This is a genomic window from Pseudonocardia sp. OZ21, from assembly GCF_059359135.1.
Map to the genome: position 1 here is coordinate 389,783 of NZ_JCADBN010000004.1, position 18,891 is coordinate 408,673.

Genomic DNA, 18,891 nt, shown 5'->3' on the forward strand with positions numbered 1-18,891 from the left:
AGCGCCCCGGGGTCAGCGCAGGAGGTCGGGCGTCTGCCAGTCCTTGCCCAGAACGTGGTGGTCCAGGAACGCGCTGACGGTCTGATACCAGACGACGGCGTGCTGAGGGGAGAGCACCCAGTGGTTCTCCGCCGGGAAGTACAGGAACCGGTGCGGAAGATCGGCCGGGTCGCCGTCGTGCCGGGAGACCAGGTCCCACCACAGGCGCAGGCCCTCGCCGATCGGCACCCGGTAGTCCTTGTCGCCGTGGATCACCAGCATCGGCGTGACGATGGCGTCGACGTGGTGGTGGGGGCTGTTGTGGTCGGCCATCTCGGGCGTCATCTCGCGCACCCAGTAGAACGATGCGTCGGTGGTGGGCCCGAACTGGTCGAGCGCCCAGAGGCTGGCGTGCGTGACGATCGCCCGGAACCGGTCGGTGTGTCCGGCGATCCAGTTCGCCATGTACCCGCCGAAGGAGCCACCCATGGCCGCCGTGCGGTCGCGGTCGATGTCGGGGCGGTCGACGGCGGCGTCGGTGATCGTCATGAGGTCCGTGTAGGGCTCCGCGCCCCACCGGCCCCAGCCGCGGGCGATGAAGTCGAGCCCGTACCCGGTGGACAGAGCGGGGTCCGGCAGGAGCACCGCGTAGCCGCGGGCGGCCATCAGCCAGGGGTTCCAGCGCCACTGCCAGGCGTTCCAGCTGCCCAGCGGGCCCCCGTGCGCCCACAGCACCAGCGGCGCGGGAGAGCTGTCCGTCGTGCCGTCGGGCAGCACGAGCCAGGCCCGCAGCGGGCTGCCGTCGGCGGCCGTGGCGTGCACCTCCGTGAGCGTGCCGGGAAGCTCGGGGGACTGCACCGGCCCGGGCAGCGCAACGGGCTGCTGGTCCGCGGTGGCCGCATCGAGCCGGACGGGCGCAGGCGGGTGGTCGACGGCGCTGCGGAGCGCGTAGACGTACCGGCCGTCCGGCGACACCTGCACGTCGGTGTAGGCGCCGTGGTCGCCGGTCAGGCGGGTGAGCGTGCCGTCGGCCAGTTCGATCCGGAAGACGGGGGAGCGGCCGCCGTCGTCGGCGGTGACGACGAGCGCCGCGGCGTCGGGCGTCCAGCGCACGTCGGAGACCCAGCGGTCCCAGCCGGGCGCCACGTCGCGTGCCACCCCGCCGGCCAGCGGGAGCACGACGAGCCGGACGTCGGCCGGGGTGGTGGGCGTGGAGAGCGACTCCCGCAGGCACGCCACCTGGGCGCCGTCGGGGCTGATCACCGGATGGCCGAAGTCGTGACCTGCGTCGTCGGCCAGCACCCGCCGTTCCCCGGTGGCCACGTCGATCGCCACGAGGATGCTGCGCAGCGACCCGCCGGGCTCGGCGACCTGCCACGTGGTGACGACTGCAGCGCCGTCCGGGGTGATGTCGTGGCTGGTCTCGAGCAGAGCCTTGCCGGGTGCCGGGGTCAGGTCGTGCCAGTCGACGGGCTCGTCCCCCTGCAGCGCGTCCACGGTCGCGACGAGCAGCCGGGACTCGTCCGGGCCGAGGTCGTGGTCCCAGTGCCGCACGGGGTAGCCGGCGTGCAGGATCGCGTCGACCTTCTTGTCGCGCCGTTCCTTGCGGCGCTTCTCGTCGTCGGCGGCGGTGACGGCGGACGGCAGCGTCATCGAGGTGACGGCGACCGTGCCTGCCTCCCGTGCGACCACGGGGGCGCCGATGCCGCCGGGCCGGGTGCCGACCACGTGCGCCTCGCCGTTCGCCGGCAGTCGCCACAGCGCCTGCGGTGCGTCGGCGGGCTGCTCCGTGGCGTCGGGGTCCGGCCGCGCGGAGGTGAACAGCAGGTCGCCGTCGGGGGTGAAGACCGGGGAGGACTCGCCGGTCGGGCCCCGGGTGAGCCGGCGCGCGGGCCGCTCTCCCGTGGGGTCGACCTCCCACAGCGCCGGGCGGTACCGGTTCTTCTCCGGGACGAGGGCCGCCACCGTGGTGACGAGGCGGGTGCCGTCGGCGGACAGCGCGAGCCCGCTGAGGCGGGGGAGCGCCACATAGTCCTGGAGGTCGTGGAATGGCGTGTTCGGTGTCTGCGGGGTCTCCGTCACCATCGATGTCTAGCACGGGTCCCGGTGATCACACCCGCGCCCGATAGTCTCCGGCTCCGCATCGACGGAGAGGCGCCGAATGGATCGACGACCCCTGCTCCCGCGACGGAACAGGTTCGGCGTGATGGGTGTGGTGGTGCTCGCCCTCCTGGCCGGTTGCACCGGCGTCCCTGGGCAGATCTGGCCGTCGGCGGAGGACGCGGTGACGATCTACTCGGGACGCAGCGAGAAGCTCGTCGCCCCGCTGCTCGCGCAGCTGGAGGCCGCGGTCGGTGCCGACGTGACGGTCCGCTACGGCAGTACCGACGAGCTGGCCGCGCAGCTGCTGCAGGAGGGCACCGGCTCGCCCGCCGACGTGTTCTTCGGCCAGGACGCCGGAGCGCTGGGCAGCCTCGGCGCCGCCGGGCTCCTCGCGCCGCTGCCCGCGGACGTCGTGGCGCCGGTGCCGGCGCGCTACCGGGCCACCGACTCCACGTGGGTGGGCGTCACGGCCCGCGCCCGGGTCGTGGCCTACAACCCGGATCTGGTTTCGGAGCCCGAGCTGCCCACCGGCCTGGACGACCTGCTCGCCCCGCGGTGGACGGGGCGGCTCGGCTACGCACCGGCCAACGCGTCGTGGCTCTCCTTCGTCACCGGCCTGCGGCTCGTCCGGGGGGAGGAGGGCGCCCGCCGGTGGCTCACCGCGTTCGCCGCGCAGCGTCCGCAGCCCTTCGACGGCAACGCCGAGATCCTGGACGCCGTGGCGGCGGGCACGATCGACGCGGGACTGGTGAACCACTACTACCTGTCCCGCCGGACCGCCGATCTGGACCCCGCCGGCTACCCCGTGCGCAACCACTACGTCCCGGACGACCCGCTTGGGCTGGTGACCGTGGCGGCGGCGGGCGTGGTGGCCGCGAGCGACCGGCAGGAGGAAGCCCGGCGGGCGGTTGCGTTCCTGTTGTCCCGCAAGGCCCAGCAGTACTTCGTGGACGAGACCGGCGAGTACCCGGTGCTCGACGGGGTGACCCCGACGCGGCCCTCCGACCTCGAGCCACTGCGCTCGCTCTCCCCGCCCGACGTGGACGTCGCCGACCTCGGCTCGCTGGACCGCAGCGAGGCCGTGCTGCAGGAGGTCGGGCTGCTCTGATCGTGAGGGCGGCCGGGGGCCGCACGTGAACTGCGACACGGGACCACAACGCTGTCACCGGGGCGGCCCGCAGCAGGAATCGGGCGACTCGCGGATGCGGAACGGGCGACTCGCGGGTGCGGAACGGGCGGTCAGGGCAGCAGGAGCAGCTTCCCCGTGGTGCGCCGGGCCTGCAGGTCCTCGTGGGCGGTGGCGGCGTCGGCCAGCGGGTAGCGGTGTCCGATCCGGACGTCCAGCGTGCCGTCGGCGACCGCGGCCAGCACGGCGCCCGCGCGGGCCGTCAGCTCCTCGCGGGTGGCGATGTGGTCGAAGAGCTTCGGCCGGGTGAGGAACAGCGAGCCCGCGCTGTTGAGCCGCTGGGGGTCCACCGGCGGCACGGGACCGCTGGAGCCGCCGAAGAGCACCAGCATCCCGCGGCGGCGCAGGCTGCCCAGGCTCGCGTCGAACGTGGTGCGCCCGACGCTGTCGTACGCGACGACGACGCCCGCGCCGCCGGTGAGCGCTCTGACCTCGGCGGCGAGGTCGTCGACCTCGGTGTACCGGATCACCTCGGCCGCCCCGGCTCCGCGCGCCAGCTCCTCCTTCTCGGCCGTGGACACCGTGGCGATGACACGGGCCCCACGGGCTGCCGCGAACTGGGTGAGCAGGAGCCCCACCCCGCCTGCCGCGGCGTGCACCAGCACGTCCTCGCCCGCCTGCACGGGATGGGTGTCGTGGACGAGGAAGTGTGCCGTCATCCCCTGCAGCAGCACGGCGGCCGCCAAATCGTCGGAGACGTCGCCGGGCACGGCAACGGCCTTCTCCGCCGTCACGGTGACCCGCTCGGCGTAGCTGCCGAGCGCCTCGGACCACGCCACGCGGTCACCGGCGGCGAACCCGGTGACCCCCTCGCCGAGCGCCAGCACCCGCCCGGCGCCTTCCAGCCCCGGCACGTACGGCATCGGCATCGGGTAGGTGCCGCCGCGCTGGTAGATGTCGATGAAGTTGACCCCGGCCGCGGCGACGTCGACGAGGAGCTCGCCGGGCCCCGGCTCGGGATCGGGCAGGTCGGTCGGGGTCAGGACCTCCGGGCCCCCGGCGGTGCTGATCTGGATGGCGCGCATCGGCCGATCATGCCTTGCGCGTGGGGAGTGGAGCACCGGCCAGCGCGGGTTCCGGGGCAGGCGTCGCGGGTGCGGTGGGGGACGCGAGCTGCGGGCGCTCGGTGGTGCCGGACCAGAGCGCGGCGGCCCCGACCGTGACGAGGGCGGCGCCGAGCACGTGCAGCGACACCAGCGCCTCGGGGACACCGAGTGCGTACTGGATGCCGCCGAGAGCGCCCTGGGCCACCACGGCGACGACGAGCACTGCGTACCGCCTGCGGAGCGCCCGCGGTGCCGCGACGGCCGCGAGGGTGAACCCGAGTGCCACGAGCATGCCGAGGTAGGCGAAGAGCAGGTCGGCGTGCAGCTGTGCGGCAGCGGGCACGCCGATGCCGAGCCGCGGGGTGGCCGCGTCGCCCGCGTGGGGGCCTGCTGCCGTGACGAGCGTGCCCGCGGCGAGCAGCCCGGCGAGCACGACGGTGCTCGTGGCCACGAGTGCGCGGACGGCGCCGCCGACCGTCCGGCGCGGTGGGCCGTCGCCGTCCGTGGCGGCGTCGACCAGCTGCACCCCCAGCCAGACCAGCACCATCGAGACCAGGAAGTGGACCGAGACGCTCCACCAGACCAGGCCGGTGAGCACCGTGATCCCGCCGATCACGGCCTGGGCGACCACGCCGAGCGGCTGAACCAGTGCGAGCCGGGTGAGCCGCGCCCGCCGCGGGCGCGTGGCCAGTGCCGCGATCAGGCAGGCCCCGGCGACCAGCACCACGGCGACCGTGAGGAGCCGGTTGCTGAACTCGATCCACTGTCGCAACTCGGCGACCTCGGGGTGGGGGGTTGGCACGAGGCTGCCGGGGAAGCACTCCGGCCACGTCGGGCAGCCGAGGCCGGAACCCGTCACGCGGACCACGGAGCCGGTGACCGCGATGCCTGCCTGTGCGACGACGGCGGCGATCGCGAGCCGGCGCATCAGAGCAGGTGGGGTCGCGGGAAGTCGGTGCAGAAGTGCGGGTCGGGCCACTCCTAGATGGTAGGTGGGCACCCGCGCGGCGCCACCTGCGGCGCCCCGGCGCTCGGCTGTCGCGCCCGTCTCGTCGCGTTCGGCTGCCCGGGGAACGGCCGTCCGGGCGAGCGAGGTCGACATGGGAGGGGTGGAGCGCGGGAAAAAGCCCCCTGGTGTCGATCTCGTCATGGCCTGGGCGGCTCAGGGTGGGTATCGCGGCAGCAGATTCGTCGCGTTTCCTGCTGCGATTTGTGGCTATGGTCTGAATCGCCGCCCACGGACGCATGATTCGAAAGGTCGCGATGGACGCCACCAACCGGGAGATCATCCGCATCCTGCTCGCCGACGGGCGCGCGAGCTTCCAGGCGATCGGCCGGCAGGTGAACCTCTCCGCCCCTGCCGTGAAACGCCGGGTCGACCAGATGGTGGCCCGTGGCGAGATCGCCGGGTTCACCGCGGTGATCGACCCGTCCGCCCTCGGGTGGGGCACCGAGGCCTACGTCGAGCTCTACTACGACGGGAACGTCCTCAAGTCCGAGCTGGAGACCAACCTCTCGACCATCCCGCAGGTCGTGGGCGTCTGGAGCGTCACCGGCGACGCCGACGCGCTCGTGCACGTCATGACCGGCAGCATGGCCGAGCTCGAGGACGTGATCGAGCTGATCCGGAGCAACGCGAAGATGAACCGCACGCGCAGCGCGGTCGTGCTGTCGCGGCTGTTCCAGCGCCCGCGCCTCTGAGCCGGAGCGGGCAGGATGTGGCCGGTGACGCTTCTCGCGGCCGGGCTGGCGCTGCTGGCCTCAGCCCTCTTCGCGGTCTCCACGGTCGCGCAGCAGCGCTCCGCCGCCACCGTGCCGGACGACAGCGCGCGGGGTCTCGGGCTGATCCGCGTGCTGGTCCGCCGGCCGGTGTGGTGGGCGGGGATCGTCGGCGACGGTGGCGGCTACCTGATGCAGGCCGCCGCGCTGGGTTTCGGGTCGCTCCTGCTCGTGCAGCCACTGCTCGTCACCACCCTGCTCTTCGCGCTGCCGCTCGGTGCGGCCTGGGCGGGTCGCACGCTCGCGAGTGCGGACTGGGTCTGGGCGGTGCTGCTCGCCGTGTCGCTGGCGGTGTTCGTGATCGCCGGGAACCCCACCGCCGGGGTCGACCGGGCCCCGCTGCACGACTGGCTGCCGACGGGTGCCGCCCTGGCCGGGCTGTTCGTGGTCTGCGTGGTGGCCGCGACCCGGACCCGGGGGCCGGCGCGCGCGATGCTGCTCGCCGCCGCCACCGCCCTCTGCTACGGGGTGGCGGCGGCGCTCACCAAAGGTGTCGTCGGCCGGCTGGACGAGGGCCTCCTCGCCGTGCTGACCAGCTGGGAGACCTACGTGCTCGTCGTCGTGTCCGTGGCAGGCACGCTGCTGCAGCAGTCGGCGTTCCAGGCGGGTGAGCTCAGGGCGTCGTTGCCCACCATGATCGTGGGTGAGCCGGTGGTCGCCGTGGTGATCGGCACGGTGGTGCTGCAGGAGGAGCTGCAGGCCGACGGCGCGGAGTGGGCACTGATCGTCGTGCTCGTCGCCGTGATGGTGGCGGCCACCACCGCGTTGGCCCGCTCGTCGGCGCGGACGACGGCGGCGGTGGCCGGCCCCGTGACCGCCTGACCCGAGCTTCCACGGCGGGCCCCGCCCGCGCCGCCGTACGGCCGGTGGGTCAGCTCTCGCGGGGTGTGCGGGGGCGCTGACCGGGTTCCTGTGTCGGCGGCTTCTGGCCGGCGCCGGGGAACACCGGCGCGGGCAGGTTCGCGATCTCGTAGCGCGAGAGGGTGAGCGGGCCGCTGGTGTCCGGGAGCGCCGGCGGATCCGCCACCTGGTCGGTGAACCGGAAGGCCGAGGTCAGATCCCCGAACGTCGCCCGGCGCCAGTCCGAGATGTTCGGCTCGCGCACCCCGGTCACCTTCTCGAGGAACTGCAGGGTGGACGTGTGGTCGAAGGGCTCGCTGCAGACCCAGCCACCCGCAGTCCACGGCGAGACGATGATCGCCGGAACCCGGTAGCCCGCCCCTACCGACAGCCCGTTGCCCGGGGTACCGCCGGGCGAGGTCTTCGTGACGAACTCGCCGGGCGTCCCGTCCGGTGGCACCGGTGGGATGACATGGTCGAACAGGCCGTCGTTCTCGTCGTAGCTCAGGATGAACACGGTCTTGGCCCACACGTCGGGATTCGACGCGATGGCGTCGATCTTGCTGGCGACGAAGGCCGCGCCCTCGGCGGGCGTGTAGTCCGGGTGCTCCGAGGCCGAGCTCGTGCAGATGATCCAGGAGACCGCCGGCAGCTGGTCATGGCGCGCGTCGTACTCGAACTGGCCCTCGGGCCGGTGGGTGAGCCCGTTGACGTAGAGCGGGGAGCTCTTGGCCGCCTGCCGGAATGTGGCGAAGTTCTCCAGCATGTTGCATCCGTACGTGTCGTCCTGCTCGTAGACCCGCCAGCTGACACCGGCCTCGGTGAGCCGCTCGGCGTAGGTCGTCCAGGTGTAGCCGTCGGGCGGGGCGTTGTTGTCGAGGATGGGGCCGGCGTGATCACCGTCGGGGTCGATGGTGCCGGTCATCCACATCATCCGGTTGGGCCAGGTCGGACCGAGCACTGAACAGTGGTAGGCGTCGCACACCGTGAACGCCTCGGCCAGTGCGAACTGGAACGGCAGGTCGGCGCGTGTGTGGTAGCCCATCACATAAGGGCCGTCCTTGCCGTCGGCCTTGCGGTGGGCGGGCAGCCAGTTGTCCATCTTCCCGCCGTTGAGCGCGTCGTGCTGGACCTGCCAGGCGTGTGAGGTCGAGGGGATCTTCTGAGCGTTCGTGGCGTGTGTGTCAAGGTGGAACGGCAAGGCGTAGCCCGCAGGATTGGCGGCGTCGGGCTGGTAGAACACGGACTTGCCGCTCGGCAGTGACGCGGCGTGCGGGTCGTCGAAGCCGCGGACCCCCGACAGCGTGCCGAAGTAGTGGTCGAAGGAGCGGTTCTCCTGCATCAGCAGCACCACGTGCTCGATGTCGCCGAGCGCCCCGTGAGCGGGCCGTGTCGCCGCGAGCGCGCGCTGGACGCTGGGTGGCATCAGGGTTGTCGCGGCCGCCGCGGCGGCGACTCCGGCTGCGGACCCGAGGAGGCGGCGGCGTGTCAGTTCGGTCACGACGGACGATCTTGCTTTCCCGTCGGGCATTCGGACCGAGATGTGCGGGAAGCACAGCGGAACCTCCCGTGAAAGTTGTGTCGGATCCGGCCGATTTCCTCATCCGTCACGAATGGCAGAAGAACCGTTTCGTGAACAGCGGGGCGGCAACCGGCGGAATGCGACGGTGCTGAGGCCGATCAGGCGGCGTCGGTCCCGGCTGCGCCCCGCGGTGCGGACGGTGCGGTCACGCCCCCGACGGCCTTCGGCACCAGGAGCTCGCCGACCACGGGCAGGGCGAGGAAGCCCTCCGCGCCGGCATAGAGCAGGCCGACGCGCGGCAGGTCGATGCGCCGGCGGTAGGCCAGAACCCGCGGCATCCACTCCGGGTCGAACTTGGCGTTGAAGTCGTGCAGCGACTTGATCTGGAAGAACGGGTTGAGCACGCCGACCGCCCAGCGGGCCGCGCGCTGGGCGGGACTGAACGGGATGTCGTCGGCGAACAGCCGCCCCCACATCGCGAAGTTCATCGACAGCCTCCGCACGCCGCGCTCCCCGAGGGCCGCCGCGGTGGAGGCGATGAGGAACTCCGTCATGCCGTTGGGGGCGTCCGGGTCGTGGCGCATCACGTCGAGCGTGTAGCCGAACTCGGACCCGTACGCGGGCACCACGCGCAGGAAGCCGCCCGGGACGCCGTCCTCGTCCAGGGCCACGCAGAGCAGGAACTCCGGGTTCGCCCCGGCCCCGGTGACGTCCTGCGACAGCGACATCGTGAACCCGCGCTCGGGTGCCTTGCCCCGCCACTTCTCGCTGATCGCGTTGAGCTGCCCGACCAGCCGCGCCGACGCGTTGGACTCGGCGATCAGCTGGAACCGGTAGGTGCGCCCGACCCGGCGGACCGCGGCCCGCAGGCTCTTGCGCCCCGGGCCGTCGAGGGTGAACCGCGCGCAGTCGAGGATCGCCTCGTCGCCCAGATAGAAGCTCGAGAACCCGCGGGAGGCGTAGAGCGGCATGCTGGCCTCGCGGACGGCGAGGAACGCCGGGTTCCAGGCCCGCTCCTCACAGGTGGCGAGGAACTCGTCGAGCACCTGGACCACCGACTCGCGGGAGCCGATCGGGTCGGCCGAGACCAGGGCGTAGCCGCCGAGGTAGGTGTAGGCGAGCACGGCCTCGCCGTCGGAGGAGAAGAAGAAGCTCTTGTCGTCGCGGAGCGAGAAGTAGGCGAGGGTGTCCCAGCCGTAGGTGCGGACGAGCCGGTTGGCGTGCTCCCAGTCGCTCTCGGTGTGCGGGCGCCTGCCCACCAGGGGCCGGAACAGCAGCACCGCGAACACGAGCAGCCCGGCCACGCCGAGCGCCACCAGCGCGGTGGGGAAGAAGGCGGCGAAGAACGGCGAGCGGTAGGTGTAGGGGCCGTCCACCCCGACGAGCCCGCCGAGGATGGTGACGAGCCCGCCGCCGAAGGTGAGGTCCGGGTCGAGACGGTCGCGTTCCACGGCGAGCGCCACGAACCCGAACGCGAACACGCCCGCCAGGTAGACGGGCACGAACCGGAGCAGGCGCAGCAGGGACGGCGGGTCGGCCGGGGCCCGGAACAGGTCGCGGTGCCACACCAGCGCCACCAGCATCCCGGCACAGATCGTGACCGCCACCGGGTGCGGCCCCTTGGCCATGTGCGCCAGGCCGCCCACCGTGAAGAGCGCGAGGGCCAGGCGCCACGCCAGCCGCTTGCGCTTCGCCAGCTGGTCGGCCAGCAGGATCAGCAGCAGCCCGACGATCACCGAGACGACGTGCCCCGCCACCGGGAGCCAGAGCTGGTCGATCGCGTCCTCGCGGCCGTCGAGCCGGGCGTGCACGAGGGGGATCTGGGCGAGCAGCTGCAGCACCCCGCCCAACGCGGTGAGCACCGCGATGATCTGCACGACGCGCCTGCCGCGCTCGGGAGGCCGCTGCGGTTCGGGGATCGGGTGGGCCGCAGGCGCCAGGTCGGGCAGCGCCACGAGCGGCCCGGACCCCGGTGCTCCGGTCCCGGCCGGGGTGTCCGCCCGCGGGCGGTCGGCCGCCACCGGGGTGGGGCGCAGCACCGGGCGCGGCGCGCCGCGGGGTCCGGCGCCCTCGGGGGCGGCGAACTCCGGGCGCAGCGTGGGGAAGAGGATCACCTCGCGGATCGAGTCGACGCTGGCCAGCAGCATGACCAGCCGGTCGATCCCGACGCCCAGGCCGCCGGTGCAAGGCATCCCGTGCTCCAGGGCGCGGATGTAGTCGAGGTCGATGTCGCCCGCCTCCGGGTCGCCACCGGCCTTCGCGCGGGCCTCCGCCTCGAAGGCCGCCAGCTGCTCGACCGGGTCGTTCTGCTCGGAGTAGGCGTTGCAGAGCTCGAACCCGGCGACGATCAGCTCGAAGCGCTCCACGTAGTCGGGGTCGTCCCGGTGTGCCCGTGCCAGCGGGGAGACCTCGCGCGGGTAGTCGATGCAGAAGACCGGCCCCACGACGTCGTGCTGCACCTTCTCGTCGTAGACCTCCTTCATCAGCCGCCCGGCGCCCCAGCTGCGGTCGTACGGGATGTGCAGCCGGTCGAGCACGGCCCTGGCCTCCTCGACGGGCATGCCGGGGTGCATGGTGGCGCCGGTCTTCTCGGCGATCATGTCGGCGAAGCGGGCCCGCGGCCAGGGTCCGGCTCCCAGGTCGATCGCCTGTCCGCCGTAGTGCACCACCAGCTCGCCGGTGGCGCCGTCGGCACCGCCCAGCGCCGCCCGCGCCGCGGCCGTGATCATCCCTTCGACGAGGTCCATCATGTCGTGGTAGTCGGCGAAGGCCTGGTAGGCCTCGAGCATCGTGAACTCGGGGTTGTGCCGGGTGTCGATCCCCTCGTTGCGGAACACCCGGCCGATCTCGAACACCCGCTCCAGCCCGCCCACGATCAGCCGCTTGAGGTGCAGCTCCAGCGCGATGCGCAGGTACATGTCCAGGTCGAGAGCGTTGTGGTGGGTGACGAACGGCCGGGCCGACGCGCCGCCCTGGATCGTCTGCAGCACCGGGCCCTCGACCTCGGTGAAGTCGCGGTCCTCCAGGTACCGGCGGATCGCGCGGATGGCGGTGTGCCGGATCCGGAAGATCTCGCGGGTGCGTTCGTTGGCGGCGAGGTCGACGTAGCGCTGCCGGTAGCGGGTCTCGACGTCGGTGAGACCGTGGTGCTTGTCGGGAGCCTCGAGCAGCGCCTTGCCCAGCAGGTCGAAGGCCTGCACGCAGAGGGAGAGCTCGCCGCGCCGCGTGGTCATCACGGTGCCCTCGACGCCGACCCAGTCGCCCCGGTCGAGCTCGTCGAAGTCGCGGTGGCGGTCCGCACCCAGCACGGCCGTGTCGACGAAGAGCTGGACGGTGCCGGTCCGGTCGCGGAGCACGGCGAAGCTCAGGCCGCCCTGGCGCCGGACGAGGTCCACCCGGCCCGCGATGCGCACGTGGTCGGTGGTGAACGTGTCGGGAGCCAGCCCGTGGTGGGCCGCCCGGATCGCGGCGGCCGTGGTGTCGGTGGGGTAGCGGTAGGGGAGGCCGTGCCCGGCACGGGCCGCCGCGAGCTTCTGCAGCCGGTGTTCCCGCTGATCCGCGTGCTGCCCGGGGGCATCGGTACCGGAGGTCATCGTCGCCACGACAATGTCGACGACCGGCGCGACCCACAGGTTCCGGATCCCCCGACCGGGGTGCGCTCCGGCCGGAGTCGCTGGTCACGGTTCACGTGAAGACCAGCGCGAGGTGGGCACCCAGCTCGCCGGCGGCCGCCCGGCCCGCGCGGAAGCCGACGTGACCGTCGGGGCGCACCAGGTAGCAGCACCCGCCCACGGCGCCGTACGCGGTGCGGAACTCGCCGCCCGCGTCGTGCAGCACGGGTACGGGGGGACCGGCGAGCAGCCCGTCGGCCACGTCGTCCGCGATGACCGCACCACCGGCGAGGACGATCCGGACGTCGAGGTGGCCGCGAGCCCGCTCCCGTGCCGCGTCCGCCGCCGTCACGAGATCGGCCACCTGCTCGGTGTGGTCGGCGTAGAGCAGGAGCGTGTGCCGGCGCCCGTCGAGCGCCTCGTACAGCCGCACCGGGAACGCCACAGCGGCGCGCCGCAGGCCGCGGCAGTCCGGGGCGCGTTCGCCGGGTGCCGGACCGCCCTTCAGGACCTCCGCTCCGCCGCCCTCGCCGACGACGGGGCTGTCGGGGTAGGCCACCAGCAGTTGGGCCTCTCGCAGCAGCACCGTCGCCATGTCGTCGCCGTCGAAGCCCGCACGTGCGTGCCGGACCGTGCGGCCCACGACCTCCTCGCCCACCGGCCGGCGTTCGGCGTCGTAGCTGTCCAGGAGCCCGTCGGCGGCGTCACCATGCACGGCCAGCGCGAGCCGCCACGCGAGCGCGGCCGCGTCCTGGATGCCGGTGTTCATCCCCTGCGCCCCCGTCGGCGGGTGGATGTGCGCGGCGTCTCCCGCCACGAACACGCGACCGCTCCCGTAGGAGTCGACGATGCGGTGGCTGATCCGGAACACCGACGCCCAGCGCAGGCGGGACGCGCGGGTCGGCTCGGGGGCGAGGCGGTCGAGTACGGCCTGGATGTGATGCAGCTCAGGGGCCGGACCGGCGCTGAACCCGTGCTCGACGCCGTCACCGCCCGCCGCGGACAGCTCGTCGGGCACCAGCATGGACATCCGGTAGCGGCGCCGCCCCGGCAGCGGGATGGCGACGAGCAGGTCGTCGGTGGTGCCGTCGGTCTGGTGCGAGGACCGGATGCCGTAGCCCGCAGGCTGGCCCCAGTCGACCTCCACGTCCCCGAGCATGTACTGCTCGGGGAAGGCTCCGCCCGTGAACGCGAGCCCCAGGCCCTTGCGGACCGTGCTGTGGGCGCCGTCGGCTCCCACGAGGTAGCCCAGCCGCACCTGCGACTCCCCGTCGGGCCCGCGCAGCACGGCCGTGACACCGTCGGCGTCCTGGCTGAAGCTCACGAGCTCGACGCCGCGCTCGACCCGGCCGCCGAGCTCGACGTAGCGCTGCTCGAGCAGCCGCTCCGTCTCGTACTGGGGCAGCGCCACGAAGCCGTAGGGCACCTCCGGCGGCAGCGTGAGCTCCAGCTTCGCCACCTGCTCGCCGTTGACGAAGACGAGCTGGCCGTACATCGGCCGCGCGGCGTCGAGTGCCCGGGCGAGCACCCCGGCCGACTCCCACAGTTCGAGGGTGCGGGGCTGGATGCCGACTGCCTTGGCGTACGGGATGGGTGCCGCGAGCCGGTCGATCACCCGGCAGTCGACACCGCGTCGCCGTAGCTCCACGGCGGCCGTGAGCCCGACCGGTCCGGCCCCCGCGACGAGTACCGCGCTCTCGGCCATGCGTCCTCCACGAGGGTTTCTGCTCCTGCCCGGTCGGGGGTAGTCGCCCGGCCCCGTTCGGCCGTTACCGCAGGTGTAGGGGCTGCCACCCGATGGTGTCACCCGCTTGTGGCCGCGGGGGCGGGAGCGGGGCGTGTCGCCTGCGGCGGATCGAGCGCGTGCTCCACCTGCTCCAGCCCGTCCACGAGCCCGTGCAGCCAGCCCCACGCGTCGAACGCGCGCAGCGCCTCCACGGGCGCATCGGCGAACCGCACGGCCATGTGCTGTGCCGCGACCCGCTTCCGCAGCTGCGTGGCCGTGCCACGGGTGGGCGGGCCGCCTGCCGCCACCGCCGCGGCGGCGGCGCGGTAGGCGGCGGCGACGTCCTCCGCGTCGGCCCGCAACAGGATCCCGAAGTCCGGCCAGGGCAGCGGCGCGGTCTGGGGATAGCGCGCCCGCAGGATCTGGACCTGGTCGGCGAGGCGGTGCGACACGGACAGCACCACCAGCCAGTCGGGCTCGGGGCCCGGCCCGCACGGCTCGGAGCGGTACTGGATGTAGGTGTGCTCGAACAGCGATGCCATCCGTTCGAGCGAGGCCGCCGGTGGTGATGCGGGTGAGCCGGTCAGGAAGGCCGCGGTGGCCACGATCTCGGCGGCGGCGGCGTGCAGGCAGTCCGCGGCCGCCCGGTGCACCTCGCCGGCCCCGCCGCGCGGCCACACGGCCGCTCCGATGACCGCCCCGACCAGGCCGCCCAGGACCACCGCGAGCAGCCGGTCCTCCGCGAGCGTCCAGGTGGCCGGTGCGACCTGGGCGAACACCGCGGCGACGACGACGGTGAAGCCCGCCTGCGCCGCCGCCAGGCCGAGCAGCGGGCCCGCCGCGAAGGCCACGAGCATCAACAGCGGGGTGAGCCAGGCGTAGACCGTGGTGTTCGGCCCCACCAGCGCGAGCACGAGTGCGGCGATGATCGCCCCCACCATCGTCCCGGCGAACGCCCGCACCAGCACGGCCCTGCTGGCCACGGCAGAGGTGCGCATCAGGCTCAGCGTGGCCAGCAGCACCCAGAACCCGTGGGTCAGCTCCAGCGCCCCCGCGACGAGGCGGGCGACGGCCAGGCCCAGCGCCAGCCGCACCGCGTTCTGGAGGTAGACCGACCGCGGGGTCAGGTGCACGAGCAGGCGCAGCCACCAGAGCCTCGGGGAGGAGACGTGCAGGAACCAGAGATCGGCCGGGGTGTCGGCGGGACTCGGCGGGGGAGCGCCGACGGTGGCCCGCGCGGCCAGCACCAGTGCGCGCACCGCTTCGGTGACCGACACCACCGCCAGCTCGCCGCGCGCCCAGGGCGCGGGGTCGGCCACGCCGGCGAGCCGGAGGGTCTCGCGGTGGGAGTAGGTGGCGAGTGGGCGGTCCACGACGTCCGCCGCGGGCGGGGCGCCGGTCCCGAGCAGAGCGGCCTGCACGGCCTGCAGCGCGTCCCGGTCGATCGCGAGGAGCCCTGCCGTGTCGGGGCCGGACTCCGGCCCCGGGTCGGGTGCCGGAGCTCCCCTGCCCGGCACCTCGGCCGGATCACCGGTGGCGCCCTCGGCGTTCTGGCCTGTGAGGCGATCGGCCACGGAGCCGAGCTGGCCGATGGCCATCCGCACGGCGAGCGCCGCCCTGGCCACGCTCCGGTCGTGCCTGCCTGCTCCGGTGGGGCGCGCGGCAGGCGGCAGCGTGCTGAGCCGCAGTTCCCCCGCCGCCCGGTCCGCCGCGTCCCGGAGGGTGGCGAGGCCTGTGCCCCCACCGGGATCTCCGGTGACGAGGCAGGTCCGTAGGGCATCGGCGTATGCGGCCGCGGCACCTGCCGCTTCGGCGATGCGCGGGGTCAGCTCCGGTGGCGGCGGAGCGGGCCACACCAGCCGGTCTGCGAGCGCGAGCAGCAGGATCCCGACCGCCAGGCCGGTGAGGCGCTCGCCGAGCATGTCGGGCGCGTACGGCGGGAAGCACGGCAGCACGTAGAACAGCTGCAGACCGGTGGCGACCGCGGCCACCCGGGGGCCACCGACGCCTGCGTAGGCCACCACGAACCCGACCACCAGCATCCCGGCGGCGGCCGCCCAGGTGCTCACCGCGAGCAGCGTGCCCAGCGAGACGAGTACGAGGCCGACGACCAGGGCGGCCAGATAGGTCCGGGTGCGCTGCCCGGGGGGTCCGGTCACCTCGGACAGCGCACCCAGCGCGACCGCGCCGAAGAGGGCGTAGACGGCCGTGTTGGGGTCGTCGAGCCCGTAGCGGCACAGGAAGAACCCCGAGCTGGCCGCCGCGGTGACGCGCACCGCACGGTGGACGACGAGGTGGCCGGGATCGCGGCTGTTCAGGGACGACGACAGCCGCGACCGCAGCCGGCCACCACGCCGGTCGGCCACGGTCGCTCCTCCGCCCGGCTCAGAGGGCCGGGCGGGGCGTGGCCGCATCGACGCCGCGCCTGTGGTCGACGCTGCGCGGGCAGGCGCCGGAGGTCACGCCGGACCCCACGTGCCCGGCGCGTAGGGCAGGGGCGGCGTGCTCTGGTCGAGGATGGGCTCCACGATCCGCCATGCCTCCTCCAGGTTGTCCATGCGGGCGAAGTGAGCGGGATCTCCGGCGATGGCGTCGGCGAAGATCCGCTCATAGGCGGCGTACACGGGGCCCAGCGCCGCCCGGAAGTCGACCGAGACCGGCAGCTCGGTGGCGACGTCACTACCCCCGGGCTGCTTCGCGAGCACGAAGAAGGTGATCCCGGCGTCCGGCTGCAGGCGCAGCTGGATCCGGTTGGGCGGCGGTGGCCCGTCGCCCACCGTCGGGAACAGCGTGCAGGGCGGCGGCTTGAGCACGACGACGAGGTCGAGCACCGTCTCGGGCAGGGCCTTCCCGGCCCGGATGTGGACCGGCACGCCGGTCCAGCGCCAGTTGTCGATGTGCAGGGTGAGGGCCACGAACGTCTCGGTCGTCGAGTCGGGGGCGACACCGGGCACATCGCGGTAGCCGGTGTACTGGCCGCGCACCACCTCGGCCGGGTCGATCGTGCGCACGGCCTTCAGGAGCCCGCTTTTCGCGTCGCGCTGGTCCTCGGCGGAGTCGGACGCCGGCGCCTCCATCGTCAGATAGGCCAGCACCTGCAGCAGGTGGTTCTGCACGACGTCGCGGATGGTGCCGACGGCGTCGTAGAACGAGCCGCGGTCGGCCACGTCGAAGTTCTCGGCCATCGTGATCTCGATGCGGTCGACCCAGGTGCGGTTCCACAGCGGTTCGAGCAGCGTGTTGGCGAAGCGGAGCACCAGCAGGTCCTCCACCGGCTCCTTGCCGAGGTAGTGGTCGACGCGGAACAGGCGGTCGTCGGGCACGTGCTTGCGCAGCTGGGCGTTGAGGGCCCTGGCCGAGGCGAGGTCGTGGCCGAACGGCTTCTCCACCACGAGCCGGGCCCGCTCGGTGAGCCCGACGTCGGCCAGACCGTCGGCCACCGTGCCGAACAGCGCGGGCGGCACGGCCATGTAGTGCACCGTGAGCGGGTCCGCGCCTGCCTTCTCCCGCAGGGTGTCAGCGAGGTTCTGGAACGTCGCACGGTCGTTGTAGTCGCCGGACACCATGCAGACGCTGCGCTGCAACCGCTCGAGCACCCCGTCGTCGACGTCGGACTCCGCGGCCCGCACGCTCTCCTCGATGTGCTTGTTCAGGGCGGCGGCGTCCCAGTCGCTGCGGGCGACCCCGACCACCGGGACGGTCAGCTCACCCCGCTCGGTGAGCCGGTACAGCGCGGGCAGGATCATCTTCCGGGCGAGGTCACCGGTGACGCCGTAGAGCACCAGGGCATCGGCTGCCGGACCGGTCGTGGTCATGACGCCGCCGGCTTCTCGTCGTGTCCGCCGAACTCCTTGCGCTGCGCCGACTCCACCTTGTTGGCGAACAGCTCGCTGCCGCGCGAGGCGAACCGGCTGTAGAGCGCCGCCGTGAGCAGAGGTGCGGGGACCCCCTCCTCGATGGCGGCGATCGACGTCCAGCGGCCCTCACCGGAGTCGGAGACCCGGCCGGTGAACTGCTCGAGCTGGGGATCGGCGACCAGCGCTTCGGCGGTGAGATCCAGTAGCCACGAGCCGATGACGCTGCCGCGGCGCCAGACCTCGGCGACGTCCGCGAGGTCGACGGAGTCGTACGGGTAGTAACGGGGCTCGCGCAGGGGGGCGGTCTCGGCGTCGGAGTCGGACTGGTGCTTGCCGACGCCTGCACCGCGGATCACGTTCAGGCCCTCCGCGTAGGCCGCCATGATCGCGTACTCGATGCCGTTGTGGACCATCTTCACGAAGTGCCCGGCTCCGGAGGGGCCGCAGTGCAGGTAGCCCTGTTCGGCACGCGACACCGGGCCGGTGCGGCCGGGGGTGCGTTCGGCGGAGTCGATGCCGGGAGCGAGGGAGGCGAACACCGGGTCCAGCCGCTGTACCGCGCGGTCGGGTCCGCCGATCATCAGCGAGTACCCGCGCTCCAGGCCCCAGACGCCGCCGCTCGTGCCGCAGTCGACGTAGTCGACGTCGTGGACGGCGGCGACCTCCGCGCGGTCGATGTCGTCGCGGTAGGAGGAGTTGCCGCCGTCGATGATCGCGTCGCCGCCCTCGAGCAGATCGAGCAGCTCGCTCACCGTGGACCCGGTGATGGCGGCGGGAAGCATGAGCCACACGCTGCGCGGCGGCTCGAGTGCCGTGACGAGCTCCTGCAGGGAAGCGGCGCCCTGGGCCCCCTCGCCCTCCATGCGGCGCACCGCATCCTCGGAGATGTCGTGGACGACGCACTCGTGGCCGTCGCGGATCAGGCGGCGCACCATGTTCGCGCCCATCCGGCCCAGGCCCACCATTGCGATCCTCATGCTCGACTCCTCTGCTGCAGGCTGCACCTGCTTGTGTCCGGGTGCTGCGCCCTTGTCCCGCGTGCGCTGTTCTGCGCGCCCCGTCCCGTGCGAGGGCGCACCGGCGTTGTCGCCGCCACGGGCACAGCGGCGTCCTTCCGGGCAGGCGTCGCGACCGCGTGGCAGCAGGCCGTCCCCGCCCGGCACGCACCGCGTCGGACGCCGGCCTCGGCCGCGGTCCGTCCGGTCCCGCGACGTAGGGCCTGAGCGCGAAACTACCGTCCCG

The 18,891-nt window shown here is 73.3% G+C and carries 12 protein-coding genes; 3 read left to right on the forward strand and 9 right to left on the reverse strand.

What is annotated here, in order from left to right:
* Nucleotides 1-12: 12 nt before the first annotated feature.
* Nucleotides 13-2,061 carry a S9 family peptidase gene (locus AC5L35_RS11770; RefSeq protein ID WP_495059612.1) on the reverse strand — a complete coding sequence of 683 codons (2,049 nt, stop codon included), beginning with the start codon at nucleotides 2,059-2,061 and terminating at the stop codon, nucleotides 13-15.
* Between the two features lie 79 nt (nucleotides 2,062-2,140).
* On the opposite strand from AC5L35_RS11770, the gene AC5L35_RS11775 reads away from it, so the two are divergent.
* Complete coding sequence (locus AC5L35_RS11775) at nucleotides 2,141-3,190, forward strand: extracellular solute-binding protein (RefSeq protein ID WP_495059613.1); 1,050 nt, start codon at nucleotides 2,141-2,143, stop codon at nucleotides 3,188-3,190.
* Nucleotides 3,191-3,321: 131 nt separating this feature from the next.
* On the opposite strand, the gene AC5L35_RS11780 is transcribed toward AC5L35_RS11775, so the two are convergent.
* Nucleotides 3,322-4,293, reverse strand: coding sequence for a quinone oxidoreductase family protein (locus AC5L35_RS11780; protein WP_495059614.1), 972 nt, complete (start codon nucleotides 4,291-4,293; stop codon nucleotides 3,322-3,324).
* A 7-nt stretch (nucleotides 4,294-4,300) separates the two neighbouring features.
* Nucleotides 4,301-5,293, reverse strand: coding sequence for a COX15/CtaA family protein (locus tag AC5L35_RS11785; protein WP_495059615.1), 993 nt, complete (start codon nucleotides 5,291-5,293; stop codon nucleotides 4,301-4,303).
* A gap of 266 nt (nucleotides 5,294-5,559) precedes the next feature.
* Here AC5L35_RS11785 and AC5L35_RS11790 point away from each other — a divergent pair, with 266 nt between their 5' ends.
* Together AC5L35_RS11790 and AC5L35_RS11795 are read left to right on the forward strand one after the other, a co-directional pair.
* Nucleotides 5,560-6,015 (forward strand): Lrp/AsnC family transcriptional regulator, encoded by a 456-nt coding sequence (locus AC5L35_RS11790; RefSeq protein WP_495059616.1) that lies wholly within the window; start codon nucleotides 5,560-5,562, stop codon nucleotides 6,013-6,015.
* 24 nt (nucleotides 6,016-6,039) lie between these two features.
* Nucleotides 6,040-6,915, forward strand: coding sequence for a DMT family transporter (locus AC5L35_RS11795; protein ID WP_495059617.1), 876 nt, complete (start codon nucleotides 6,040-6,042; stop codon nucleotides 6,913-6,915).
* A 49-nt stretch (nucleotides 6,916-6,964) separates the two neighbouring features.
* On the opposite strand, the gene AC5L35_RS11800 is transcribed toward AC5L35_RS11795, so the two are convergent.
* The 6 genes from AC5L35_RS11800 to gnd all read right to left on the reverse strand — a co-directional run bounded on the left by AC5L35_RS11800 (nucleotide 6,965) and on the right by gnd (nucleotide 18,626).
* Nucleotides 6,965-8,434, reverse strand: a complete 1,470-nt coding sequence (locus AC5L35_RS11800) for an alkaline phosphatase family protein (RefSeq protein ID WP_495059618.1) — start codon at nucleotides 8,432-8,434, stop codon at nucleotides 6,965-6,967.
* 179 nt (nucleotides 8,435-8,613) lie between these two features.
* A complete protein-coding gene (gene lysS / locus AC5L35_RS11805) occupies nucleotides 8,614-12,048 on the reverse strand; it encodes a lysine--tRNA ligase (protein ID WP_495059619.1) in 3,435 nt (1,144 codons plus the stop codon).
* Between the two features lie 91 nt (nucleotides 12,049-12,139).
* The gene (locus tag AC5L35_RS11810; RefSeq protein ID WP_495059620.1) at nucleotides 12,140-13,771 is read right to left on the reverse strand and encodes an FAD-dependent monooxygenase; all 1,632 of its coding nucleotides are present in this window, start codon (nucleotides 13,769-13,771) and stop codon (nucleotides 12,140-12,142) included.
* A gap of 98 nt (nucleotides 13,772-13,869) precedes the next feature.
* A complete protein-coding gene (locus AC5L35_RS11815) occupies nucleotides 13,870-16,158 on the reverse strand; it encodes an FUSC family protein (RefSeq protein ID WP_495059621.1) in 2,289 nt (762 codons plus the stop codon).
* Nucleotides 16,159-16,251: 93 nt separating this feature from the next.
* Complete coding sequence (gene zwf / locus AC5L35_RS11820; RefSeq protein ID WP_495059622.1) at nucleotides 16,252-17,607, reverse strand: glucose-6-phosphate dehydrogenase; 1,356 nt, start codon at nucleotides 17,605-17,607, stop codon at nucleotides 16,252-16,254.
* Nucleotides 17,604-18,626: a phosphogluconate dehydrogenase (NAD(+)-dependent, decarboxylating) gene (gene gnd / locus AC5L35_RS11825; RefSeq protein ID WP_495059623.1), complete on the reverse strand. Its 1,023-nt coding sequence runs from the start codon at nucleotides 18,624-18,626 to the stop codon at nucleotides 17,604-17,606. Before gnd ends, zwf begins: the two co-directional genes overlap by 4 nt.
* Between the last annotated feature and the right edge of the window lie 265 nt (nucleotides 18,627-18,891).